The organism is Rhodococcus sp. NPDC003318 (assembly GCF_042879035.1).
Taxonomy (GTDB): Bacteria; Actinomycetota; Actinomycetes; order Mycobacteriales; family Mycobacteriaceae; genus Rhodococcus_G.
On record NZ_JBIAOU010000004.1, the window covers coordinates 41,335 to 65,819 of the forward strand.

General features: G+C 71.2%; 21 protein-coding genes and 2 pseudogenes. 14 read left to right on the plus strand and 9 right to left on the minus strand.

Annotated features, from left to right (window positions below):
• Nucleotides 1-162: 162 nt before the first annotated feature.
• Nucleotides 163-1,248: a succinyl-diaminopimelate desuccinylase gene (dapE, locus tag ACFYVR_RS09620; protein ID WP_387472679.1), complete on the plus strand. Its 1,086-nt coding sequence runs from the start codon at nt 163-165 to the stop codon at nt 1,246-1,248.
• Nucleotides 1,249-1,270: 22 nt separating this feature from the next.
• Here dapE and ACFYVR_RS09625 read toward each other — a convergent pair.
• The 8 genes and pseudogenes from ACFYVR_RS09625 to ACFYVR_RS09660 all read right to left on the minus strand — a co-directional run.
• A pseudogene (locus ACFYVR_RS09625) lies at nt 1,271-2,092 on the minus strand (sugar phosphate isomerase/epimerase family protein); the annotation flags it as partial.
• A complete protein-coding gene (locus ACFYVR_RS09630) occupies nt 2,089-3,816 on the minus strand; it encodes an FAD-dependent oxidoreductase (RefSeq protein WP_387472134.1) in 1,728 nt (575 codons plus the stop codon). The gene ACFYVR_RS09630 and the pseudogene ACFYVR_RS09625, both read right to left, overlap by 4 nt.
• Complete coding sequence (locus ACFYVR_RS09635) at nt 3,813-4,913, minus strand: Gfo/Idh/MocA family protein (protein ID WP_387472137.1); 1,101 nt, start codon at nt 4,911-4,913, stop codon at nt 3,813-3,815. Before ACFYVR_RS09635 ends, ACFYVR_RS09630 begins: the two co-directional genes overlap by 4 nt.
• A complete protein-coding gene (locus ACFYVR_RS09640) occupies nt 4,913-5,716 on the minus strand; it encodes an aldo/keto reductase (RefSeq protein WP_387472139.1) in 804 nt (267 codons plus the stop codon). Before ACFYVR_RS09640 ends, ACFYVR_RS09635 begins: the two co-directional genes overlap by 1 nt.
• The gene (locus tag ACFYVR_RS09645) at nt 5,713-7,668 is read right to left on the minus strand and encodes an FAD-dependent oxidoreductase (protein WP_387472141.1); all 1,956 of its coding nucleotides are present in this window, start codon (nt 7,666-7,668) and stop codon (nt 5,713-5,715) included. The genes ACFYVR_RS09640 and ACFYVR_RS09645 overlap by 4 nt, the downstream gene beginning before the upstream one ends.
• A gap of 100 nt (nt 7,669-7,768) precedes the next feature.
• Nucleotides 7,769-8,659: a shikimate dehydrogenase gene (locus tag ACFYVR_RS09650; protein WP_387472143.1), complete on the minus strand. Its 891-nt coding sequence runs from the start codon at nt 8,657-8,659 to the stop codon at nt 7,769-7,771.
• Between the two features lie 6 nt (nt 8,660-8,665).
• Nucleotides 8,666-10,021: an MFS transporter gene (locus ACFYVR_RS09655; protein ID WP_387472145.1), complete on the minus strand. Its 1,356-nt coding sequence runs from the start codon at nt 10,019-10,021 to the stop codon at nt 8,666-8,668.
• Between the two features lie 157 nt (nt 10,022-10,178).
• A complete protein-coding gene (locus ACFYVR_RS09660; protein WP_387472147.1) occupies nt 10,179-11,090 on the minus strand; it encodes a LysR family transcriptional regulator in 912 nt (303 codons plus the stop codon).
• A 151-nt stretch (nt 11,091-11,241) separates the two neighbouring features.
• Here ACFYVR_RS09660 and ACFYVR_RS09665 point away from each other — a divergent pair, with 151 nt between their 5' ends.
• From ACFYVR_RS09665 to ACFYVR_RS09705, 9 genes are all read left to right on the plus strand, one after another.
• Nucleotides 11,242-11,937, plus strand: a complete 696-nt coding sequence (locus ACFYVR_RS09665) for an SDR family NAD(P)-dependent oxidoreductase (protein ID WP_387472149.1) — start codon at nt 11,242-11,244, stop codon at nt 11,935-11,937.
• 14 nt (nt 11,938-11,951) lie between these two features.
• Nucleotides 11,952-12,794: a TIGR00730 family Rossman fold protein gene (locus tag ACFYVR_RS09670; RefSeq protein ID WP_387472152.1), complete on the plus strand. Its 843-nt coding sequence runs from the start codon at nt 11,952-11,954 to the stop codon at nt 12,792-12,794.
• A complete protein-coding gene (locus ACFYVR_RS09675) occupies nt 12,788-13,339 on the plus strand; it encodes a TIGR00730 family Rossman fold protein (protein WP_387472154.1) in 552 nt (183 codons plus the stop codon). Before ACFYVR_RS09670 ends, ACFYVR_RS09675 begins: the two co-directional genes overlap by 7 nt.
• Before the next feature lie 5 nt (nt 13,340-13,344).
• Complete coding sequence (gene folP / locus ACFYVR_RS09680) at nt 13,345-14,259, plus strand: dihydropteroate synthase (protein WP_387472156.1); 915 nt, start codon at nt 13,345-13,347, stop codon at nt 14,257-14,259.
• Entirely contained in the window at nt 14,256-15,185 is a 930-nt protein-coding gene (locus ACFYVR_RS09685) for a glucosyl-3-phosphoglycerate synthase (RefSeq protein ID WP_387472158.1), read from the plus strand. Before folP ends, ACFYVR_RS09685 begins: the two co-directional genes overlap by 4 nt.
• 31 nt (nt 15,186-15,216) lie before the next feature.
• Nucleotides 15,217-15,534: a DivIVA domain-containing protein gene (locus ACFYVR_RS09690; protein WP_387472160.1), complete on the plus strand. Its 318-nt coding sequence runs from the start codon at nt 15,217-15,219 to the stop codon at nt 15,532-15,534.
• Entirely contained in the window at nt 15,531-16,097 is a 567-nt protein-coding gene (locus tag ACFYVR_RS09695) for a DNA-3-methyladenine glycosylase I (RefSeq protein WP_387472162.1), read from the plus strand. Before ACFYVR_RS09690 ends, ACFYVR_RS09695 begins: the two co-directional genes overlap by 4 nt.
• A gap of 147 nt (nt 16,098-16,244) precedes the next feature.
• On the plus strand, nt 16,245-16,412 hold the full coding sequence (locus tag ACFYVR_RS09700; RefSeq protein ID WP_003931055.1) for a DUF3117 domain-containing protein: 168 nt from the start codon (nt 16,245-16,247) through the stop codon (nt 16,410-16,412).
• Between the two features lie 106 nt (nt 16,413-16,518).
• Nucleotides 16,519-17,358 (plus strand): putative RNA methyltransferase, encoded by an 840-nt coding sequence (locus tag ACFYVR_RS09705; RefSeq protein WP_387472166.1) that lies wholly within the window; start codon nt 16,519-16,521, stop codon nt 17,356-17,358.
• Between the two features lie 25 nt (nt 17,359-17,383).
• On the opposite strand, the gene glgA is transcribed toward ACFYVR_RS09705, so the two are convergent.
• Nucleotides 17,384-18,565 carry a glycogen synthase gene (glgA, locus tag ACFYVR_RS09710; protein ID WP_387472168.1) on the minus strand — a complete coding sequence of 394 codons (1,182 nt, stop codon included), beginning with the start codon at nt 18,563-18,565 and terminating at the stop codon, nt 17,384-17,386.
• A gap of 119 nt (nt 18,566-18,684) precedes the next feature.
• On the opposite strand from glgA, the gene glgC reads away from it, so the two are divergent.
• The 4 genes and pseudogenes from glgC to ACFYVR_RS09730 form a co-directional block, all read left to right on the plus strand.
• Complete coding sequence (gene glgC, locus ACFYVR_RS09715; RefSeq protein WP_387472170.1) at nt 18,685-19,899, plus strand: glucose-1-phosphate adenylyltransferase; 1,215 nt, start codon at nt 18,685-18,687, stop codon at nt 19,897-19,899.
• Nucleotides 19,900-20,096: 197 nt separating this feature from the next.
• On the plus strand, nt 20,097-21,266 hold the full coding sequence (locus tag ACFYVR_RS09720) for a hypothetical protein (RefSeq protein WP_387472172.1): 1,170 nt from the start codon (nt 20,097-20,099) through the stop codon (nt 21,264-21,266).
• A 101-nt stretch (nt 21,267-21,367) separates the two neighbouring features.
• Nucleotides 21,368-24,100, plus strand: coding sequence for an FtsW/RodA/SpoVE family cell cycle protein (locus ACFYVR_RS09725; protein WP_387472681.1), 2,733 nt, complete (start codon nt 21,368-21,370; stop codon nt 24,098-24,100).
• 109 nt (nt 24,101-24,209) lie between these two features.
• Nucleotides 24,210-24,404, plus strand: a pseudogene (locus ACFYVR_RS09730) (penicillin-binding transpeptidase domain-containing protein); the annotation flags it as partial.
• Nucleotides 24,405-24,485: the final 81 nt, after the last annotated feature.

Here is a 24,485-nt window from a genome sequence, read left to right on the forward strand (position 1 = left end):
CCCCGGGGGGGGGCCCCCCCGGGCGGGGGGGGGGGCGGGGGGGCCCCCGGGGGGCCCCCCCGGGGGCCCCCCCCCCCCCCGGGGGGCGCCCCCGCCCCCCCCCCCCCCCCCCCACCCCCCACCACTGCGGCGGAGCCGCATAGGGTGGGATGCGTGACTGCGCTGCCGTACCTGGACCTGCACGCCGATCCGATCGAGCTGACCACCGCCCTCGTCGACATCCCGAGTGTCTCGCAGGACGAGGCGTTGATCGCGGACACGGTCGAGTTGGCGTTGCGGGAGCAGACCATCGGTTTCGAGGTGATCCGCAGCGGCAACGCGGTCCTCGCCCGCACCGCCCTCGGCCTGCCCAGCCGGGTGCTGCTCGCCGGGCACCTCGACACCGTGCCCATCGCCGACAACGTGCCCAGCCGGCGCGAACGGGACTCCGCGGAGGGCGACGTGCTGCACGGGTGCGGCACCGTCGACATGAAGTCCGGTGACGCGGTGTTCCTGCACCTGGCCGCGACCGTCGCGGACCTCGCGCACGACCTGACGCTGGTCTTCTACGACTGCGAGGAGATCGCCGCGACGTACAACGGTCTCGGCCGGATCGAACGCGAGCTGCCCGACTGGTTGCAGGCCGACGTCGCGGTCCTGGGCGAGCCGACCGGCGGGTTCATCGAGGCCGGCTGCCAGGGCACGCTGCGGGTGCGCCTGTCCGCCACCGGCACCCGCGCGCATTCAGCGCGATCGTGGCTGGGGGACAACGCGATCCACAAGTTCGCGCCGCTGCTGCAGCGACTGTCCGACTACGAGGCCCGCTCCGTGGACATCGACGGCTGCGTCTACCGCGAAGGACTGTCCGCGGTCCGGATCTCCGGTGGGGTGGCGGGCAACGTGGTGCCCGACGCCGCCGAGGTCGACGTGAACTTCCGCTTCGCGCCCGACCGCAGCGCCGCGCAGGCCGTCGACCACGTGCGGGAGGTGGTCGACGGCCTCGGATTCGGCTTCGAGGTCACCGACCTCTCGCCGGGCGCCCTGCCCGGTCTGTCGGCGCCGGCGGCGGCGGAGCTGATCACCGCCGCCGGGGGACACGTCCGCGCCAAGTACGGCTGGACCGACGTGTCCCGCTTCGCGGCGCTCGGCATCCCCGCCGTGAACTACGGTCCCGGCGACCCGAACCTCGCGCACAAGCGGGACGAACGGGTGCCGGTACAGCAGATCACCGACGTGACGGCGGTGCTGCGGGGTTACCTGAGCAACTGACCGCGACCCGCGGGGGCAATTGACCGCGACCCGCGGAGGCAACTGAGAGCACCTCACGGGTGGCGGCGATCAGGCCGTCCAGCCACGGCCCGGTGCCCGCGGCGCGGCGCAGCGGCTCGTTGGGCAGTTCGATGCTGATCGGCAGGTCCGCGGGCAGCGTCGACCAGATGTCGGCCAGCGCGATCCCCCCCTCGCCGGGGACGAGCCGCTCCTCGCGGGCGTGCCGGATCAGTTCCGCGTCGTCGGTGGGTGCGGGGACGGAGCCGTCGCACATCTGCGCGTAGTGCAACCACTCCCGCGGGATCGCGGCCAGGTCCTCGAGGGTGGTCGCCGAGCGGGCGACGTGCAGGGCGTCGACGAGGACGCTGCGCGCCGGACCGTCGGCCTGCGCGACGATCTCCACGGCGGCGCGCGCGTCGGGCACCGCCGTCCAGGGCATGAACTCGAGGCTGGCGACGATCCCGTACCGTCCGCACAGCTCCGCGAGGCGGGCGTAGGAGTCGGTCAGCCGTGCGCGGTCGCGGTCGTCGCCGCCGACGAGGACGGCCTTCGCGCCGAGCCGGGCCCCGGCCTCGAGCAGCGGCTCGTACACCGCGGCGTCGAAATCGGCACCGAGGCGGACGATCTCGAGATCGAACACCGCGACCGGTGAGTCGGCGAGGCGGCGGATCAGGGTGTCCAGTGCCGCGCGGTCCTCGTGCAGCGGGTACGCGGTGGTGCCCGGTGCGGCCGGCAGCATGCGGATGCCGACGGTGTCGAAGCCGTGCCTCTCGGCCAGGTCGACCTGCTGCAGGGGTGCGGTGTCGAGGACGGTCAGGGCCGCCAGGCCCAGCGGTGCGCTCATGCGAGTTCTCCTGTCGCGGTGGCGAGGCGGCGACCGGTGAGGAAGCCGAAGGTCATGGCGGGACCCAGGTTGATGCCGCCGGACGGGTAGTGCCCGCCCATCACCGACGCCTGGTCGACGCCGACCGCGTACAGGCCGCCGATCGGTCGGTCGTCGGAGCCCAGGACCCGGGACTGCGCGTCGGTGGCCAGGCCGGCGAAGGTGCCGAAGCTGCCGGGCACCACCTTGACCGCGTAGAACGGTCCCTTCTCCAGCGGTGCGAGCGACGGATTCGGCCACGGGTTGTCGTAGTCGCCGGACCCCTTCGTGAACGGGGTTGTGCCGCGGTCGAACTCGGGGTCGACGCCGTCCCGGGCGCCCTCGTTGAACGCGGCGACGGTCTTCTCCAGGCCGTCCGGGTCGACGCCGATCCTCTCGGCCAGCTCGCGGACCGTCTTCCCCTGCGTCAGGTAGCCGGACCGCAGGTAGGGGAAGGTCGGGATCGGGAGGGGCTTGGCGAACCCGAGCGGCAGGTAGCGCAGGTACCGGGCGTCGGCGATCAGCCACGAGCACACCTCCTGGCCCTCGGGCACCTTCTGCACCATCGCGAGCGTGTAGTCGTGGTAGCCGAGCGCCTCGTTGACGAACCTGCGCCCGTCCGCGAGAACACCGATGGCCCCGGGCTTGCCGCGATCGAGGATGTGCGGGAAGACGCCCTGCTTTCCGTTCCGGTACTGCACGATCGACACCGGGCAGTACGCGACCGGAGAGGCACCCGACGTGTCGAGCCGGCCGCCGACGGACTCCCCGAGGGTGATGCCGTCGCCGGTCGTGGTGGCCGGGGTCAGGGTCCGGTGCTCGCGGCCGGTGGGGGTGCGCGGGAACAGCTCGCGGACCCGGTCGATGTCGTGGGTGAAGCCACCGGTCGCGAGCACGACGCCGCGACGGGCGGCGACGGTGTAGGCGCCGTCGGGGCCGTCGAGTCGGATCCCGGTCACCGCGCCCGTGTCGTCGGTGGTCAGCGCGGTCGCGGCCGTGTTCACCCGGATCTCCACGCCCGCGTCGAGCGCCGACCGCAGCAACCGGCCGACGAGGGCGGTGCCGTTGACGAGTTGCTGGCCGCGCCGCTTGGTGGCCAGGTCGATCAGATGGCGGCTGACACGGACACCACAGTGCATGAACGCCTTCGGTGATCGTGTCGAGTGCAGGAAGGCCTGCAGGTCCGGGCCGGCCATGATGCCCATGCCGAGGAAAGACGTCTCGTACAGTTGGCGGCGCAGCAGTCGCGCGACGTCCGGGCCGAGGGTGCGCAGGCTCACCGGCTTCGGGCCGACCGACCGGTGTCCCGTTCCCGCGCCCGGGGTGTCGCCGTGGATGTCGGCGATCTTTGCGCCCGGCACGAACTGCAGCGCGGTCCGGTGCTCGAAGAACTCGACCATCTCCGGGGCACCGTCGAGGAGGGCGTCGACCTTCGCGGCGTCGAAGTTCTCGCCCAGCCGGTTCTCCAGGTAGGTGCGCGGCAGCGAACGGTCCTCGTGCACGCCGTCTGCGTGGGCGAACAGGGTGCGCGGTGTCCACATCCAGCCGCCGGACCACGCGGTCGCCCCGCCGCACACGTCGGCCTTCTCGACGACGAGGACGGTGGCTCCACCCTGGGCCGCGGTGATCGCGGTGGACAACCCGCCCGCGCCGGAGCCGACGACGACGACGTCGTAGGCGGGTGTGGTGGGTGCGTCGGTGTTCATCGGGTTTCCTTCGTGGTGACGAGTGCGGGTGCGGTCTGCAGGTCGACGACCCGTCCGGTGCGGGACGACTCGTAGATGCCGGCGACGATCGCGAGGGAGGCGCGGGCGTCGCGTCCGGTGACGGCGGGTGCGCGTCCGGTCAGGACGGCGTCGGCGAAGTCCTGCACCTGCAGGGTGTGGAAGTCGGTCAGGCCCGCGTTGACGTCGGCGACGTCGAGGTTCGCGTGGACGTCGGGCGAGTACGGGGTGCCGAGGGTGAGTTCGCCCGGGACGGTCCAGATCTCGTTGACGCCCTCGCGACCCTCGGGGAACTCGAGGACGCTGGCGATCGCGCCGGTGGCGCCGACGACGGTGACGCGGTTGCCGAGATTGTGATTGGCGCCGGTGGTCGCGGTGATCGTCGCCGTCGCACCGGAGGCGAACGCGACGACGGCCGAGGCGCTGTCCTCGGTCTCGATGTGGTCGCCGTGGGTGTGGGTGCGGATGTACCCGCTCACCGAGGTGGCGTCGCCGAGAAACCACTGCAGCATGTCGATCTGGTGCACCGCCTGCGTCATCAGCACGCCGCCGCCGTCGGTGTCCCACCGGCCGCGCCAGGCGTCGGCGGAGTAGTACTGCGACGGGCGGTGCAGGATCACCGACACCTCGCCGAGTGTCGGGGTGCCGAGGGTGCCGTCGTCGATCGCCGCCCTGATCCGGCGGGCGGCGGGCCAGAAGCGGCGCTGGAACAGCACCCCGAAGGTGACGCCCGCACGGTCCGCGGCCTCGATCATCCGGTCGGCGGCCGCGACGTCCACCGCGATCGGTTTCTCGCACAGCACGTGCACCCCGGCCGCCGCCGCCGCGAGCACGACCTCCTCGTGCACCGGATGCGGCGTGCAGACGGTGCACGCGTCGAGGCCGAGGGCCAGCAGCTCGTCCACGGAGCCGACGGCCTGTGGAATACCGTGCGCCGCAGCGAAGTCCCGGGCGCGTATCAGGTCGGGGTCGCAGCACCCGACCACCTCGACACCCGGGACGCGCTGCAGCGCCCGCGCGTGGTTGCCCGCGATCCTGCCGCAGCCGACGATGCCGACCCGCAGTGTGCCTGTACCCATCAGAAGTGCTCCTCCGCCTCGACGTCGCGCGCCGCGGCCTCGCCTCGGTCCAGGGCGCCCAGCGCAGCCAGGTCGTCGGCGGTGAGCGTGACGTCCACCGCGGCCAGATTCTCCTTCTGCCGAACGGGATTCGCGGAGCGGGCGATCGGCACCACGCCCTGCGCCAGGTGCCAGGCGAGCGCCACCTGAGCCGGGCTCGCAGCGACGCGCTCGGCGATCTCCCGCACCACGGGGGAGTCGAGCACGTCACCGCGGCCGAGCGGGCTCCACGACTGGGTCAGCACCCCGTGCTCGTCGTTCGCCTCCCGTACCGCCGTCCGGGCGAGGGAGGGATCCATCTGGATCTGGTTGACCGCCGGCGCCTCCCCGGTGTCCGCGACCACCCGCTCGAGGTGGTGGCCGAGGAAGTTGGACACGCCGACGTGACGGACCAGGCCCGCGTCCCGGCAGGCCAGCATCGCTTCGAAGGTCGCACTGTAGCGGTCGATCCGCGGCAGCGGCCAGTGGATCAGGTACAGGTCGAGCCGGTCGAGCCCGAGGTTCTCGAGGCTGCGTTCGAGCGCGCCGCGGACGTCGCCGGACACCTGGTCGTTGCCGCGGATCTTGGTGGTCACGAACAGGTCGTCGCGGGGCACACCCGACTCGGCGAGTGCGACACCCACCGCGTCCTCGTTCCCGTAGATCGACGCGGTGTCGATCAGCCGGTAGCCGGCCTCGACACCGCTGAGCACCGACCGGGTCGCGTCGGTGCCGACCAGTGGCCAGGTGCCGAGGCCGATCGACGGAAGGGTGTCCCGGATCATGCGTTGATCTCCTCTCGCGCCGTCGCGGCGACGGCCGTGATGTGCTTGGCGACGTCGGCCGCGGTGACGACCGCCGCGTGGATGGAGCCGCCGTCGCCGCTCGCGTCGCCGACGGTGTGGACGCCGAGTCGTGGTGCGAGCGAACGCAGGTCGGCGAGCAGGTCGGCGCGCGGCTCGATGCCGTGCGAGACGAGCAGCTCGCCCGGCGCGTCCACCTCGTGTTCGACCCCGTCGGTCGAGACGACCAGGGTGTCCGCGGTGATGCGGGTGACGAACGACGACAGGTGGGTGGTCAGGTTCTCGGCCTCCGCCAATCGCGGCAGCAGGACGATCTTGCCGCGTCTGCCGACGTCGTGGGCGATGGTCTCCTGCGGGCCGACCATGACGACCTTCGTCCCGCGCAGCAGCAGGTCGTCGGCGACCGCCGCCGCCTCCCGATCGGCACCGAAGAACGTGATCGACTCCGGCGCCGGATCTCCCGAGCGCAGGAACTCGCGGACGTCGCGAATCCGCCGGGTGTCCGCGCCGGGGAGGTCGAGTGAGGGTCCGCGTCCACCGGTGGCCAGGACGATCGCGTCGAAGTCGCCGTCGGCCAGCGTCGCTGCGCCGACGCGGACACCGGTGTGCGCGTGCACGCCGAGGTCGGCGAGCTCGGCGCGGTACCAGTCGACGATCCGGTGGTACTCCGGGTACTCGTGCAGCTCCGACGCGAGAGCGAAGTCCCCACCGAGGACGCCCCGTTCGTCGTACAGGTCCACCCGGTGCCCGGCCGCGGCCAGTTCGCGCGCGGCGGCCATGCCGGAGGGCCCGCCGCCGACGACGGCGACCCGCACCGGCATGTCCGCCGGCGCCGACGGCTGCTCCGCCTCACGACCGACCCACGGGTTCACCGAGCACGGGACCGGCCCGGCCGCGAGGCTGTCGATGCAGTAGTTGCAGGCGATGCAGGGCCGGTACCGACCGCCGTCGATCGCGCGGTTCGGAAAGTCCGGATCCGCGTGCAGGGTTCGCGCCATCGACACGAAATCCGCCTGCCCGGACTCGATGATCCGCGCCGCGACGTCGGGTGAGCTGATCCGCCCGGCGACACCGATCGGCAGGTCGAGGTCCTGCTTGTACGGCGCCGCGTACGGTGCCAGCAGGCCCCGTTCCCACTCGCCCGGCTGGATGATCCACTGCCCGGACTCGTAGTTGCCCGCCGACACGTCGAGGAAGTCGAGCCGGTCGGTGTCGATCGCGCCGATGCGCGCCCGGGTGGTCTCCGCGTCCAGCCCGCCGTCGACCGCCTCGAACGCCGAGAACCGCAGTCCGAGAACGATTCCCGGTGCATGCTCGTGCACCGACGCGATCACCCGGTTCACGAAGAGCGTCGGATCGGCCCACTGGTCGTCACGCTTGTTGTAGGCGGGGGAGAGGAACTGGTGGATCAGGTAACCGTGACCGCCGTGCAGCGAGATCACGTCCACTCCCGCCTGCCGGCAGCGGGCAGCGGCCTCGCCGAAGCACTCGACGATGTGCTCGATGTCGTCGGTGTCGAGTTGTTCCGGCATCTCGCCGCCGACCACCTGGCACGGGATCGGACTCGGGGCGACCGGAACGAATCCGCTCACCGCGCCCTGCGCGGTCCGACCACCGTGGTTGAGTTCGACCCCGACCAGCGCGCCGTGCGCGTGGATCGCGTCCGCCATCGCCGCGATGCCGGGGATCCGCTCGTCGACGTCGACCCCCATCTGCCGGATGCGGCCCTTGCCGTCCGCGCGGACGTAGCTGGCCTCGGTGAAGACGAGGGCGGCTCCGCCCGCGGCGCGGCGGGCGAGGTAGTCGACGTACCGGTCCGTCATGGTGCCGTCGAGTTCGCAGTAGTTGCGTTCCATCGGCGCCGAGACGAAACGGTTGCGCAGCCGCAGCCCGCCGAGGTCGAGCGGTTCGGCGAAGGGAGGCGTGGAGGTCATCGTGGACTCCTGACAGATCACGAGAGAATGGAGACGAGGAGGCGGGTCAGTGACCGGCCGTGCAAACTGGCGGTCAGAGACCGGCCGTGCAAACTGGCGGTCAGTGACCGGCCGTGACCTGCTGGGCGGCAAGCAGTTCCGCGAGGTGGGCGCGCATCCGCGTCCGGTCGGCCGCATGCCCGGTGAGCAGCTCGAAGGTGTCGGCGGCCTGCGCGACGAGCATCTGACCGCCGTCGAGGACGGCGCAGCCGGCCCGGTCGGCGGCGGACAGCAGTTCGGTCCGCAGCGGCCGGTAGACGACATCGGCGACCCACAGACCCGGGTGCAGCGCAGCCGATTCGACCGGCGAGCCCGGATGCCCGACCATGCCGATCGGAGTCGCGTTGACCAGGCCGGTGCACGACGCGAGCCCGGAGGCGACGTCGCCGAGCGGCACCGCGACAGCGGCCGTGCCGTCGAACGCGTTCGACACGCGGGTGCAGACGTCGGCCGCACGAGCAGGGTCCACGTCGGCGATCCGCAGGTCCGACACCCCGGCCGCGGCGAGGGCGTAGGCCACCGCCGACCCGGCTCCGCCCGCCCCGACCAGCTGCACCGCGTCCAGGCACGCGTCGGGAAGGCCGCGCCGCAGCCCGGCGAGGAAGCCGCTGTGGTCGGTGTTGTGGCCGATCAGCTTTCCGTCCCGGGCGACGACGGTGTTCACCGCGCCGAGCAGGCGGGCCTCGTCGGAGAGGTCGTCGAGCGCGGCGATCACCGTCTGCTTGCAGGGGTGGGTGATGTTGAACCCCGTCCAGCCCTGCCCGAATGCCGTGCGGACCAGGTCGCCCGCCGACTCGGCGGCGATCCCGCGGTCGTCGACGTCGAGCAGCTCGTAGCGGTAGTCGGTCAGGCCGAGTGCGTGTGCCTCACGGGTGTGCAGGGCGGGTGACAGGGACGTCCCGATGCCCGCGCCCACCAGACCGATGCGGTGCGCAGTGGCGGTGTTGCCCATGTCGCGTCACACCGTCGTCTCGGTGAGTGCCGGCCGCGCCGACACCGCCGGCTGCTTCTCGCCGAGCTGGGCGGTGGGCGTGCGGTAGGTCTCCGGTCCGGTCAGCGCAGCGAGTGCGGCCAGTACCGCGAAGCCGAGGCACATCCACGCCGCCGGAGCCCAGTTGGCGGGGTCGCCGCCGGTCAGTGCCTGGGCGATGGCGGGAGTGAACCCGGCGACGAGCAGGCCGAGCATCAGGCTCACGGCCATGCCCGTGTAGCGCACCTGGGCCGGGAACTGCTCGGGGAAGTACGCCGGGTAGACGCCGTTCGGCATCGCGTAGAAGATGCCGATCATCACGATGCCGGACGCGAAGACCAGGGGCACGCTGCCGGTTCCGATCGCGTGGAAGAACACGAACACCATTGCGCCCGCGCCGATCGCACCGAAGACGAAGATCGGCTTGCGGCCGACCCGGTCGGCGAGCATCCCGAACAGCGGCTGCGTGATGACGGCGACGAAGTTCGCGGCGGCGATCGCCCACAGCACCGACGACCGCTCCATGCCTGCCCCGTTGACCGCGTAGGCGAGCGCGAAGACGTTGACGATGGTGTTGATCATCGCGAAGGTGGCGCTGAGGCTGATGCGGAGCACGGTGCGCCAGTGCGACCGGAAGATCTCGACGACAGGGAGGGAGACGGTCTCGTCCTGTTCCTTGAGTTCCTCGAAGACCTCGGGCTCGTCCAGCGTGCGGCGCAGCAGCAGCGCGACCACGGTGACGACGATGCTGAGCCAGAACGGGATTCGCCAACCCCACGAGTAGAGCGCCTCGTCGGGGAGCGAGGCGACCGGGATGAACACCAGGCTCGAGATCACGATGCCGAACATGATCCCGCTCATCGTGAACGAGGTGAAGAACGAGCGGCGGTGATCCGGTGCGTGTTCGAGTGTCAGGGCGGAGGACCCGGGCGATTCGCCGCCGGCCGACAGTCCCTGCAGCAGGCGCAGCAGCACCAGGATGATCGGGGCGGCCATGCCGATGGTGTCGTAGGTCGGCAGGCAGCCGATCACGAAGGTCGACAGGCCCATCAACATCAGGCAGGCCATCAGGGCGTTGCGGCGGCCGAACCGGTCGCCGAGGTGGCCCCAGAGCACCGCGCCGAGCGGGCGGGCGACGTACGCGACGCCGAGCGTGGCGATCGAGAGCAGGGTGGCGGTGGCACCGCCACCGGGGAAGAAGATCTTGCCGAACACGAGCGCCGCGGCGGATCCGTAGATGAAGAAGTCGTAGTACTCGAGGGTGCTGCCCAGGAATCCCGAGACCGCCGCGCGGCGGGCGTTCGGGTTGGAGTGTCCGCCGGTCGGAGCAGGCGTGCGTGGCATGGGTGGTCCTTTCGTCCCCAGGAAACCGGCGGGGCGGGCGCGTCTCGCGTCTGCGCATCGTGATCCGTCTCACAACTGCCGGCAAGGAAAGACCCTGTCATGCCCGACTATGGCAAGTCCAACACCGAATAAGTCTGAAATAAAGACTGAATGCATCTCAATCGGCCGACTGGGCGCCCACGGGGGTCGGCAGGATCTCCTCCGACGTGGCCAGCGCCACCCGCAGCGCGTCCGACTGGTCCTTCGCGGACCAGCCGATGCCGTGGTTCATGTAGATCGGCTCGCCGGTCAGGGGGACGAAAACTGTTCCAGGGGGAAGGATTTCGGTCAGGCCCGACGTCATCAGCGAGATGCCCACGCCGGCGGCGACCAGCATCAGGATCATGAACGGGTCGGTGATCTCCTGCACGATCCGCGGGCGGAATCCGGCGTCGAGGCAGGCCCGCATAGCCGTCTCCTGCAGGCTCGACCCGGCGGACAGGGGAGTGGTGACGAAGCCCTCGTCGGCGAGTTCGGCCAGATCGATCTCGGACGCACCGGCCAGCCGATGGTCGGTGGGCAATACGACGCCGAACGGTTCGCGGCGAATCAGCCGGGTGTGCACCGACGACGACTGGACCGGCAGGCCGACGAACGCGAGGTCGAGTGCGCCGCTCTCGAGCTGGACGACGGCGTCGCGGGTCATGATCCGGCCGACCAGGGACAGCTCGATGTTGGGGTAGCGCTGCCGCAGGGCTCGGGTCAGTGGGGGCAGTGCCCGGTGGTTGAGCACCCCGGTGAAACCGATCCGGATGTGTCCGTAGACGCCGCCGGTCGATGCGCGTGCCGCCTGGCGTGCCGTGTCCACTCCCTCGAGCAGGTGGTAGGCATGCGGCAGGAACGCGTGGCCGGCCGCGGTCAGCGAGACGGTGCGGGTGCTTCGCTCGAACAGCGCGACGCCCAGGTCCTTCTCGAGCTTGCGGATCGTCTGGCTCAGTGGCGACTGCGCCATCTGCAGCCGCGCGGCGGCGCGGCCGAAGTGCAGCTCCTCGGCCACGGCGACGAACGCGTGCACCCAACGGATCTCCATGCGGCCTCTCCGGTGTCCGACGCGTGTGGCTCTCGTGGTTGACGCGTGTGGCGCGCGCCATATATTGGTGATCGAACACAGTCTGACCACTCATTATGCGTCAGTTAAACATAAACCGTGCCGGCTCGGCACACAATCGGGCGGAGCGAACATGGCAGCGACATACCCCGAGGGCGCCACCGCCCTGATCACCGGCGGAGCCAGCGGCATCGGGGCGGCCTGCGCGGCGCTGCTCGCCGAGGCCGGGGTGCGGGTCGTCACCGCGGACATCGCCGACGGCGCGGACGTCCGCCTCGACGTCACCGACCCCGACGCGGTCGAGCGGGTGCGCGCCGACCTCGGCCCCGTCGACATCCTCGTCAACAGCGCCGGCGTCGTCGGCCCGTCCGCGCCGCTCGTCGACGTCCACCTCGACCACTGGCGGCGCACCTTCCGGATCAACGTCGACGGCACCTTCCTCCTCTGCCGCGCCTTCGCGCCGGGCATGATCGACGCCGGCTGGGGCCGGATCGTGAACCTCGCGAGCATCGCGGCCAAGGACGGCAATCCCACCCAGAGCGCGTACTCGGCGTCGAAGGCCGCGGTGGTCGCCCTGACCAAATCGCTCGGCAAGGAACTGGCCACCACCGGCGTGCTGGCCAACGTCGTCGCCCCCGCCGCGGTGGCCAGCCCGATGAACGCCGACACCGACCCGGCGATCCTCGCGCGGTCGACGAGCCTGACCCCGATGGGGCGCATGGGCACGCCGGAGGAGATCGCCGAACTGGTGGCCTGGCTGTGCTCGACCGCGGTGAGCTTCTCCACCGGCGCGGTGTACGACGCCAGCGGGGGACGCGCCGATTACTGACTAGCCTTGGCCGCATGGCACCGGAGAAGACCCCAGGAGGACCCGCTCGCAGCGGCGCGGGCAAACGTGGCAACACGTCCTCGATCAAGCACCGCGGACCGATCCAGCTGCGTCGCGAGCGCAAGGCCGAGGTGGCCAACGCCGACCGCAGGTTGCTCGACCAGCGAGGCCCGAGCGACTGGGTGCACACCGACCCGTGGCGGGTCCTGCGGATCCAGAGCGAGTTCATCGAGGGTTTCGGTGCGCTCGCGGAGGTGCCGCGCGCCGTCACCGTCTTCGGGTCGGCGCGCACCGCCGACGGGTCGACCGAGTACGCCCACGCCCGAGAGCTCGGTGCGGCGCTGGCCCGCGCGGGGTTCGCCGTCATCACGGGTGGCGGACCGGGAATCATGGAGGGCGCCAACCGCGGCGCCAGCGAGAACGCGGGCTACTCGATCGGGCTCGGCATCGAGTTGCCGTTCGAACAGGGCCTCAACGAGTGGGTCGACCTCGGCATCAACTTCCGCTACTTCTTCGCGCGCAAGACCATGTTCGTCAAGTACTCCCAGGCCTTCATCTGCCTGCCCGGGGGCTTCGGCACCCTGGACGAGTTGTTCGAGGCGCTGACCCTGGTCCAGACCGGCAAGATCACCCGCTTCCCGATCGTGCTGTTCGGCTCCCGGTTCTGGGGTGGGCTGATCGAGTGGATCCGCACCACCCTCGTCGAGGAGGGGAAGATCTCCGCGGCCGACGTCGACCTGCTGCACGTGACGGACAGCGTCGAGGAGGCGGTGCGGGTCGTCGTCGAGTCGCAGGAAGCGGACGAGGCCGCGGCCCTGCGTGAGGCCGCCGCCCGCGAAGAGGTGGACGAGTGGTGACGGCGCGCCCGATCGCGGTCTGCGTGTACTGCGCGTCCGGCCCGGTCGACTCCTCGTTCCTCGCACTGGCCTCGCAACTCGGCGCCGCAATCGGTCGTCGGGGTATGCACCTGGTCTCGGGGGGCGGCAACGTCTCGATGATGGGGGCGGTCGCCGAGTCGGCACGCAGGCACGGCGCCCACACCATCGGGGTGATCCCGAAGGCCCTGGTGCACCGGGAGGTCGCCGACGTCGACGCCGACGAACTCGTGGTCACCGACACCATGCGCCAGCGCAAGCAGATCATGGAGGACCGGGCCGACGCGTTCATCACGCTGCCCGGCGGGATCGGCACCCTCGAGGAACTGTTCGAGACCTGGACGGCCGGATACCTCGGCATGCACGCCAAGCCGATGGTGCTGCTCGACCCGGTCGGGCACTACACCGGGTTGCTGCGGTGGCTCGACGGACTGCGTGCCGGTGGCTTCGTGCAGCAGCGGGCGCTCGACGCCCTGGTCGTGACGGAGGACGTCGACCGGGCGCTCGACGCCTGCATGCCACTATGAGAGCCATGACCGAGATCACCTCACCGGTGTCGATCCCGCCGCTCTCGTCGCCGCCGGTGTCGCCGACGCTGTGCGGTCGTCCCGTCGTGGCCGATCGCGCGCTGGTGATGGCGATCGTCAACCGCACCCCGGACTCCTTCTACGACCGTGGGGCCACCTTCACCGACGAGGCGGCGATGGCCGCGGTGAACCGGGCCGTGGACGAGGGAGCCGACCTCGTCGACATCGGCGGTGTGAAGGCGGGCCCGGGTGACGACGTCGACGCGACCGAGGAGATCCGCCGCGTCGTGCCGTTCGTCGAGGCGATCCGCAGCCGTCACCCCGACCTGATCATCTCCGTCGACACGTGGCGCGGCGAGGTCGCGCGACTCGCGTGTGCCGCGGGAGCCGACCTGATCAACGACACCTGGGCGGGCGCCGACCCCGACCTGGTCGCGGTCGCCGCCGAACTCGGCGCCGGCTACGTCTGCTCGCACACCGGTGGCGCCGTTCCGCGGACCCGCCCGCACCGCGTGCGGTACGCGGACGTGGTCACGGACGTCCTCGACGAGGTGGTACCCGCCGCCGAACGCGCGTTGGCGCTGGGGGTGCCGAGGGACGGAATCCTCATCGACCCGACCCACGATTTCGGGAAGAACACCTTCCACGGGCTCGAGTTGTTGCGTCGAGTCGACGATCTCGTAAATACCGGGTGGCCAGTGTTGATGGCACTGAGCAACAAGGATTTCATCGGGGAGACTCTTGGTGTGGAACTCGCCGAGCGGTTGGAGGGCACATTGGCAGCGACAGCATGGGCGGCATCGAGAGGCGCCCGCGTCTTCCGAGTGCACGAGGTCGCGTCCACGAGGCGGGTCGTCGACATGATCGCCGCGATCGCAGGCACCCTGGCCCCCGCCCGGACCGTGCGAGGCCTGGCATGAGCGCGGTGGGCGCCGCCGGCCCGACCACGTGGTCGGAGGCGAACAGCTGGGACCAGCCGGACTGGACGGTCGCCGAACTCGAGGCGGCCAAGGCGGGCCGCACGGTGTCGGTGGTGCTGCCCGCACTGAACGAGGAGAAGACCGTCGGGGCGGTGGTGGACACCATCCACCCGCTGCTCGGCGGGCTGGTGGACGAACTGATCGTGCTGGATTCCGGGTCGACCGACGAGACCGCCGATCGCGCGGCCGCCGCCGGTGCCACCGTCGTCACCCGCGAACAGGCCGTTCCCGAACTCTTCCCGGTCCCGGGCAAGGGAGAGGTGCTGTGGCGTTCGATCGCCGCGAGCACCGGCGACATCATCGCGTTCGTCGACTCCGATCTGATCAACCCCGATCCGGCGTTCGTACCGAAACTGCTCGGCCCGCTGCTGACCGTGGACGGCATCCACCTCGTCAAGGGGTACTACCGGCGACCACTGCGGGTCAGCGGAACCGAGGACGCGAACGGGGGCGGCCGGGTCACCGAACTGGTCGCGCGGCCGCTTCTCGCGGCACTGCGTCCGGAGTTGACGTCGGTGCTCCAGCCCCTCGGCGGCGAGTACGCGGGGACCCGGGAACTGCTGTCGGCGGTGCCCTTCGCCCCGGGCTACGGCGTCGAGATCGGGTTGCTCCTCGACACCTACGACCGGCTCGGGCTCGGCGCGATCGGTCAGGTCAACCTCGGCGTCCGCAAGCACCGCAACCGTCCGCTCGTCGAACTCGGGGTGATGAGCAGGCAGATCATCGGCACGATGCTGCGGCGCTGCGGGGTCGACGACTCGGCGGCGGGCCTGACACAGTTCCGTGCGCAGGGCGAGTCCTTCCTCCCGGTCACCACGGAGGTGTCACTCGAGGACCGGCCACCGATGAACACACTGCGGCCGTAGCCGAGTCGGTGGTTCGTGACAGGATCGGGGCATGTTCACCGTCCTGCTCTACCTGCTCGTCATGGCCCTCGTCGGGGGCGTGTTGTTCCTGGTGGCGTCGGTCGTGTTCGGCCGGGGAGAGGAGATGGCGCCGCTGCCCCCGGCGACCACCGTCACCGCGCTGCCCGCGCGCGACGTCACCGGCGCCGACGTCCAGGACCTGAGGTTCCAGCAGGTGTTGCGCGGCTACAAGGCGAGCGAGGTCGACTGGGCGCTCGATCGGCTCGGCGCCGAGATCGACCTGTTGCGGGCGGAACTGGCTGCGGTGCGCGCCGAGTCGCAGGCCCCCGCGGCCGGGGACGTGCCGTGAGCGACAGCCGGATCCGGTGCCCGTGGGCACTCGACGCCCCCGGGTCGACGCTGTACCGCGACTATCACGACTTCGAGTGGGGCACCGAGCTGCACGGGCGCGACGCACTGTTCGAACGCATCTGCCTGGAGGCGTTCCAGTCGGGCCTGTCGTGGATCACCGTGCTGCGCAAGCGGGACGCATTCCGGTCCGCGTTCGCCGGGTTCGACGTCGACGCGGTCGCGGCGTTCGGCCCGGACGACGTCGAGCGGCTGCTCGGCGACGCCGGGATCGTGCGGAACCGCGCCAAGATCGAGGCCGCGATCGGCAACGCCCGGGCGGTGCTGGCGCTCACCGACACCGACCTGGACTCCCTGCTGTGGTCGTTCGCGCCCGCGCCACGCCGACGCCGTGTCGCGACTGTCGACGAGGTTCCGGCGATCACCGCGGAGTCGACGGCGATGGCCCGGGAGCTCAAGCGCCGCGGCTTCCGTTTCATGGGTCCTACCACGGCATATGCGCTCATGCAGGCGACCGGGATGGTCGACGACCACATCGCCGACTGCTGGGTTCCGCGGCGGTGACGGTGCCCGGACCGGGGGCGGTGACGGGTCGTCGGGAGGCCCCGTTCGTGACTCCGGTACCCGGCGTTCATTGCGATAGGGAAGAATGAGACGGTGGACCCGGCAAGTGTCCGGGTCACGACGGCAGAAGATCTGGAGGGAGCAGGAATGGCGGCCATGAAGCCCCGGACCGGGGACGGTCCCCTCGAAGCAACCAAAGAAGGACGGGGCATTGTCATGCGTGTCCCGCTCGAGGGTGGTGGTCGGCTCGTGGTCGAACTGACCCCGGAGGAAGCTGCCGCGCTCGGCGACGAGCTCAAGGGCGTCACCAGCTAGCCCTCGCGGAGTGACCGACGCATCCGGGCCCCGCATCGCCGCACGGCGGGCGGGGCCCTGTGATGGGTGCACCCTGGCGTTCGGACCGAGGAAGGAGCCGCGGACGGTGCTCGCCGACGTACTGGACCTGCTGGCCTGCCCGCACTGCGGCAGCGAACTCGACATGTCCGGCCGCACGCTGCTGTGCGATCGCGGACACAGTTTCGACATCGCCCGGCAGGGATACGTGAGCCTGCTGTCCGGGGCGTCGAAGATCACCGGGGACAGCGCCGAGATGATCGCGGCTCGCGAGCAGTTCCTCGACGGCGGTCACTTCGACCGGCTCCGCGGGGCCGTCGCCGACGCGACCGAGGCCCCCGGCGTCCCCGAGCCCGCCGTGCTCGAGGTCGGGGCGGGGACCGGGCACTACCTGGCGACCGTCCTGGACGCGATGCCCGGCGCGCCGGGACTCGGGGTGGACGTGTCGAAGGCCGCGGCCCGGCGGCTGGCCCGCAGCCACCCCCGCGCGGCGGCGGTGGTCGCCGACATCTGGACGCAACTGCCGGTACGGGACCACGCCGTCAGTCACGCACTGTCGATCTTCGCCCCCCGCAATCCCGCCGAGCTTCGGCGGGTGCTGCGCCCCCGGGGCGAGCTGGTGGTACTCACCCCCACCGACCGTCATCTGCACGAACTGGTCGACCTGCTGTCGATGGTGCGGGTGGACGAGAACAAGACGGCGCGCCTCGGGGCCTCGATGGCCGGGCATTTCGATCGCGTCGCGCGCACGGGTGTCGAGTACCCGATGCACCTGACGCACACCGAGGTCGAGCAGTTGGTGGCGATGGGGCCGTCCGCGCGGCACCTGGGCGAGCGGGCACGCGCCGACGCGATCGCGGCGCTGCCCGACACCGTCACCGTGACCGCCTCGGTGACGGTGAGCCGCTACCGGCCGCTGTCGGCTTAGTCAGGTCCGGGGCCGGGCGACGTGGTCACGTCCGGGACCGGGCGACGTCGATCGCGGCCTGGTAGACGTCGAGGGTCTGCCGGGCGATCTGCGCCCAGGAGAACTCGGCGATCGCGCGGCGGCGTCCGGCCCGGCCCATCGCGACCGCACCGTCCCGGTCGGAGACGACCTCGTTGACGGCGGCGGCGAGCGCTTCCTCGTAGGCGTCCGGCTCGTAGCTGTTGTAGTGCACGAGACGGCCCGTCACGCCGTCCTCGACGACCTCGGGGATGCCGCCGACGTCGGACGCGACGACCGCGGTCTCCGTCGCCATTGCCTCGAGATTCACGATCCCCAGCGGCTCGTACACCGACGGGCACACGAACACCGTTGCTGCGGAGAGGATCTGGCGCACCGAGGCGGTCGGGAGCATCTCCCGCACCCAGTGGACGTCGCCCCGGATCGAGCGCAGCTCCGCGACGGCCTGCTCGGTCGCCGTGCCGATCTCCGGGGTGTCCGGTGCGCCCGCGCACAGCACCAGCTGGATGCTCGGGTCGAAGTCGTGGGCCGCGGCGATCAGGTGTCCGAGGCCCTTCTGGCGGGTGATCCGGCCGACGAACACGGCGAGCGGCCGGTCCGGGTCGACCCCGAGGTCGCGCACCACCTGCGACGTGAACGGGTCGTCCTCCGGGTACCAGACGTCGGTGTCGATCCCGTTGTGCACCACGTGCACTCGTTCGGGGTCGACGAACGGGTACACGTCGAGCAGGTCCGCCCGCATCCCGTTGCTGACCGCGATGACCGCGTCGGCGTACTGCACCGCGTTGCGTTCGGACCACGAGGAGATCCGGTAGCCGCCGCCGAGTTGCTCCGCCTTCCACGGCCGGCGCGGCTCGAGCGAGTGCGCGGTCAGTACGTGCGGCACGGAGTGCAGCGCGCTCGCCAGGTGCCCGGCCAGGCCCGTGTACCAGGTGTGCGAGTGCACCACGTCCACTCCGGATGCGGCGGCGGCCATCCGCAGCTCGGCCGACAGCATCGACAGCGCCGGATTCGCCGACGCCAGGGCCGGATCCGGCTGGTGCACCTGGGCGCCCTCGCGGGGTGCACCCATGCAGTGCACGTCGACCGCGCACAGCCGCGTCAACTGCGCAACGAGCTCGGTGACGTGGACACCGGCCCCGCCGTAGATCTCCGGCGGGTACTCCCTGGTCATCATCGCCACGCGCACGCGCTAAACGTAGTACCCCGGCCGGGAAGGGGCCACCGGTGGGAGCGGCGGCCACCGCGGCGCGCCCGAGGGTGCGGGCTCCTGTGGCGGGGGCCTCGTACGGCCGATAAGTTGACAGGGTGAGGAGCCAGCCGCACGTGCTCGGAATAGTGCTCGCCGGTGGTGAGGGAAAACGTCTGTACCCCCTGACCGCCGACCGAGCCAAGCCCGCCGTTCCCTTCGGAGGGGCCTACCGGCTGATCGACTTCGTCCTGAGCAACCTGGTCAACGCCGGGTACCTCCGCATCTGTGTGCTCACCCAGTACAAGTCGCACTCCCTCGACCGGCACATCTCGCAGACCTGGCGGCTGTCCGGGTTCGCGGGGGAGTACATCACCCCCGTCCCGGCGCAGCAGCGGCTCGGGCCGCGCTGGTACACCGGCAGTGCCGACGCGATCCTGCAGTCGCTCAACCTGGTCTACGACGAGGATCCCGAGTACATCGTCGTCTTCGGTGCCGACCACGTGTACCGGATGGACCCCGAGCAGATGGTCCGCCACCACATCGAGTCCGGTGCCGGGGTCACCGTCGCCGGCATCCGGGTACCGCGCAGCGAGGCGTTCGCGTTCGGTTGCATCGACTCCGACGAGCAGGGCCGCATCACCCAGTTCCTGGAGAAGCCGGCGCACCCGCCCGGCACCCCCGACGACCCGAACGTCACGTTCGCATCGATGGGCAACTACGTCTTCACCACCAAGGTGCTCGTCGACGCCATCCGCGCGGACTCCGAGAACCACGACTCCGACCACGACATGGGCGGCGACATCATCCCCGCGCTCGTCGAGGCGGGTGCGGCACACGTCTACGACTTCGCGGACAACGTGGTGCCCGGCGCCACCGATCGCGACCGCGGCTACTGGCGCGACGTCGGGACCATCGACGCGTTCTACGACGCGCACATGGACCTGGTGTCGGTGCACCCGGTGTTCAACCTCTACAACCGCCGCTGGCCGATCCGCGGGGCCGCGGAGAATCTGGCGCCGGCGAAGTTCGTGCAGGGCGGCCTGGCGCAGGAGTCGATCGTCGGGTCGGGCTGCATCCTGTCCGCGGCGACGGTCCGCAACTCCGTGCTCAGCTCGAACGTGATGGTCGAGGACGGCGCAACCGTCGAGGGCAGCGTGCTGATGCCGGGTGTGCGCATCGGCAAGGGCGCCGTGGTCCGCCGCGCCATCCTCGACAAGAACGTCGTGGTCGGGGAGGGCGAGATCATCGGCGTGGACCTCGAGCGGGACCGGCAGCGCTTCGCGGTGAGCGCGGGCGGGGTCGTCACAATCGGCAAGGGCGTGTGGATCTGACGCCGATCCCTCATGTCTCGGATGGGTAAATTCGTTCCGAGTTGCCGTCGGTCTTGGTTTAATTGGAATGCACGGAGACATAAAGGATTTCAAGGATGGCTAAGCTCTAGTCGAGGGTAAACGAGCCACGCGTTCCGGTCTGCTCGCACACCCGCGCAGGGGCTGCGGGAGTGCCGGGGTGCCCGATGATCGAAGCAGTGCCAGAGCTGTCACCGAGGAACGGATTGCCGAGCAGCGCGCCGGTGCTGCCGCCGCCCGAACCGTCCGAACGAGTCGACGAGCCCGCCGGTGGCGGTGAGGTCGACCTCCACACGTTGCTCTCCATGGCGCTGCTGACGCCGGCGCAGGCAGCGTTGCTCATCGACGACGTGACCCGCCAGCTCGCTGTGGGGCGGGGGCGGTTCATCGGTGATCGTTCGGTGACGGTGTCCCGCGACGGGCAGCTCACCATCGCCGGTGCCGGTGACACCGGAACCGAGCGGGACGTGACCTCGGAGGCGGCGCGGGTGCTGCGGGCGATCGCCGCCGCGTGCCACGACCGGTCGTGTGCCGAGCGGGTGGACGAATCGATCTCCGAAGCAGCGGATCTGGCCGACCTGTCACGTCGCGTGTCCGGTGCGGTCGCGGTCGACCTCGACCCGTCCACCGTGGACCGGACCCGCCACCAGATCGCCACGCTCGTCGCTGCGACCCGCCGATCCCTCTCCGACGGTGCTCCGACGGGTGAGGCGGCCGGAGCGTCCCTGGCCCCGGCCGGCTGGCTTCCCTCGGTCGAGAATCCGTGGCATCGCCGGAAGTGGCGGCTGTCGAAACGGCAGTTCGCCGTCGCGGTCACCGTCATCGGCCTGATCGTCGGCGCGGTGTGGGCGGCACCCGGAGCGTGGACGCAGCTGCGGCTGGGGTGGAACACCCTCCTCGCGCCCGAGAGCCAGCCGGCGCAGGATCAGATCAGCCCGGTCTCGCCGCCGGAGACGCCCGCACCGGCTCCGGGATCCCCGGCGGCTCCCGTGAACACGGGCCTGCCGGGAAGTGCCGGACCGGTCACCGACGTCACCGCCACCTTCGCCAACGGCAATTGCGCTGTGGGACAACAGTGTCTCCTGCGTGTCGACGTCCGAGTCGACCCCCGGGCCAACGTCTCGGCGGTGACCTGGAAGCTGACCGTCTACGACCGCTGCACGGGCGCGGTCCTCCCCGGCGCCGACGTCACGATGCCCGTGCCCAGTGGCGAGCAGGAGGTGTACGGCATCGGCAGCGTCGCGGTGCCCGCCGACACCGCCGTCGCCATTGCCGCGCTCACCAGCGTCCCGGCCGCCGCCGCATCGGATCCGGTGTACGTGCCCGCCGAGAACTCGACCTGCCCGTGAGCGGCTCCGTGCAGGCCGGCAAGCGCGAATCCGATCCCTGGCTCGTCGCGGCGGCGATCGTCCTGGTCGGGCTCGGCCTGCTCAACCTGCTGTCGACGGGAATGACGTCCTACGCGATGCGGCATGCCGCCTTCGCGGTGGTCGGGCTCGGCGCGATGTGGGTGACCTCCCGGATCCGGGTGGACCGCTATCGCCGATTCGCGTGGATCCTGTACGCCGCGACCGTGCTGCTGCTCGTGGCGGTACCGCTGGTCGGTGTCGCGACCAAGGGGGCGCAGCGGTGGCTCGACTTCGGCGTGTTCACCGTGCAGCCGTCCGAACTGGCGAAACTGGCCCTGATCATGGTGCCCGCCGCCATCCTCGCCGCGGGCTACACCCTCGGCCGATTCGCCGGGGTCCTGCTCGCGGCGAGCGTGCCGATCGGCCTCGTCGCCCTGCAACCGGACCTGTCGACCGCCGTCGTGCTCGTCGGGATCGTGATGCTCATGCTGATCCTCGCCCGGGTGCCGCTGCTGCCGCTGGCGCCGCTGTTCGCGCTCGGGGTCGCGTCGATACCGCTGGCCGTGCTGTTCCTACGCCCGTACCAGCTCGAGCGGATCCACGTGTTCCTGTCCGACAGCGCCGACCCGCAGGGGTCGGGCTGGGCGGCGTGGCAGGCCGACATCGCGATCGGCAGCGGCGGACTGTGGGGCATGTGGCGGCAGCCGCAGTACGCCCTGCGGGCCGAGTACCTTCCGGAATCGGAGCACGATCTCGCCTTCGCGAGCCTCGTGTACGGGTGGGGACTGGTCGCCGGCCTGGCGGTGGTGATCGCCTCGTCGATCATCGTGTGGCGGGCCACGGTCGCGGCCCGGACGGCACGGACCCGGGAGGCCGCACTCGTCGCCGCGGGCATCGGCGGACTGTTCGGCATGCACGCCGTCGTCTCGATCGCGCAGAGCCTGTCGCTGCTGCCCCACACCGGCATGCCGATTCCGCTGTTCAGCTACGGCGGCACGGCCGCGATCATCGGGTTCGTCGAGATCGGCCTGGTCCTCGCGGTGCGCCGCGACGGCGTCGCGCGGCCGCTGTGGGCCACCGCGCCCCGTCGCCGCAGGCTGCCGCGCGGCGTCTCGGTCGGCGCGGTGGCCGTCACCGCGTCGCTCGTCGCGATGACCGGGGTCGCCTGGCACCTGCAGACCGATCGGGGTGCGGAGTTCCGGGAGGCGAGTGACGGCCAGTTGATGCGCTGCATCCGCCTGCCCGCCGAGCGCGGCCAGATCCTCGACCGGGCCGGCGTCCCGCTCGCGGTCAACGCCCCCGAATACACGGTGTCCGTCGTGGCCCGCATGTTCGACGACAACAACGCCGAGGTACGGGGCCGGCTCGCCGCACTGCTCGGGATCACCCCGGACCAACTCGCGGAGACCATCCGCGACGGCGGTACCGAGGTGGAGGCGGTGCTGGCGCGGGTCGGGCCGGATCGGGCCCGGGCGATCGTGGACGCCCACGTGCCGTGGGTGCTGGTCTATCCGACCGGGCGCAGGCAATACCCGCAGGCGGCGACGCTGGCGACCGTTCTCGGATACGTGGGCGTCGCGGACACCGACGACATGCAGACCTGGCCCCAGCTCGCACTCGGTGCCCGAGTGGGCAAGGCGGGGCTGGAGAAACAGTACGATGCGCTGCTCCGCGGTATCGACGGCAGCCAGTGCGTGTACGTCGACCCGGCCGGCCGACCGGTGGCCACCGCGGTGCGGGTGGACCCGGTGCGCGGACACGACCTGCGCCTGCACCTCGACAGCGCGATGCAGCAGGTCGCGACCGACGCCCTGACCGACGCGGTACGGACCAGTGGCGGCGACCTCGGCGCGGCGATCGTGATGGACGCCCGCACCGGGGCCGTGCTGACGATGGCCAGTGTGCCCAGCTACGACAACAACGTCTACGGTCCGCCGGTCGACGCGGCCGCGCTGGCCGCGCAAACCCAGGCGCCGGGCCCGGGACGAATGCTCAACCACGTCTTCCAGTCGGCGGCACCACCCGGTTCGACCTTCAAGATCGTGGTGGCCTCGTCGAACGCCCAGTACGGCGTGGTGGCACCGGACCAGATGCTCGCGGGCGGCGCGTCGTACACCTACGGCGGGCACACGTTCGCGAACTGGCAGCCGATGGGACCGAACAGCCTGATCGGCGCGATCCAGTGGTCGGACAACGTGTACTTCTACCAGCTGGGTGAGCGCCTCGGCCCCGAGCGGATGGCCACGACCGCCGCCGAACTGGGAGTGGGCCGCCCATCGGGCCTGGACCTGCCCGGTGAGATCGCCGGGTTCCTGGGCACACCGGAATCGGTCGCCGACATCGGCGGAACCTGGTATCCGGGGTCGACGCTGCTGATGGGCATCGGCCAGGGCACCGTCACCGCGTCGCCGGTGCAGGTGGCGCGCTGGACGTCCGGGATCGCCAGCGGTGCGACGGTGACGCCCCAGCTCGCGGCGTCGTACGGGCCGGGAGAGGGCTGGCCCATCCCCACCGCGGCGCCGCACCAGCTGTCCTTCGCGGACAAACTCGGACCGGTCCGTGCGGGGATGCGGGCGTCGGCCGCCGCCGGCACCGCCGGCCAGCTGGCCAGTCTGCCGGTGCCCGCCGCCGCCAAGACCGGCACGGCGGAGGATCCGTCGGCGCCCGGCAAGGGACTCAACGCGTGGTTCTCCGCCGTGCTGCCCTTCGACGCGCCGGAGGTCGTGGTGACGGTGCTGGTGCGTGGCGGCGGATTCGGCTCGGCCACAGCAGGCCCCGTGGTCAAGCGGCTTCTCGAGCTCTACCTCGCACAGACCCGCGGCACCGCCCGCTGATCGATCGGGCGGTGCCGCGGGTGGTGCGGGCTCCGGAAGTGCAGGTGCCGGTGGTTCAGGTGCTGTCGGCGGTTCAGGCGCTGTAGGCGGCGACGACCTCGGGATGATCGGCCAGCTGGCCAGTCTGCCGGTGCCCGCCGCCGCCAAGACCGGCACGGCGGAGGATCCGTCGGCGCCCGGCAAGGGACTCAACGCGTGGTTCTCCGCCGTGCTGCCCTTCGACGCGCCGGAGGTCGTGGTGACGGTGCTTGTGCGTGGCGGCGGATTCGGCTCGGCCACAGCAGGCCCCGTGGTCAAGCGGCTTCGAGCTCTGCCTCGCACAGACCCGCGGCACCGCCCGCTGATCGATCGGGCGGTGCCGCGGGTGGTGCGGGCTCCGGAAGTG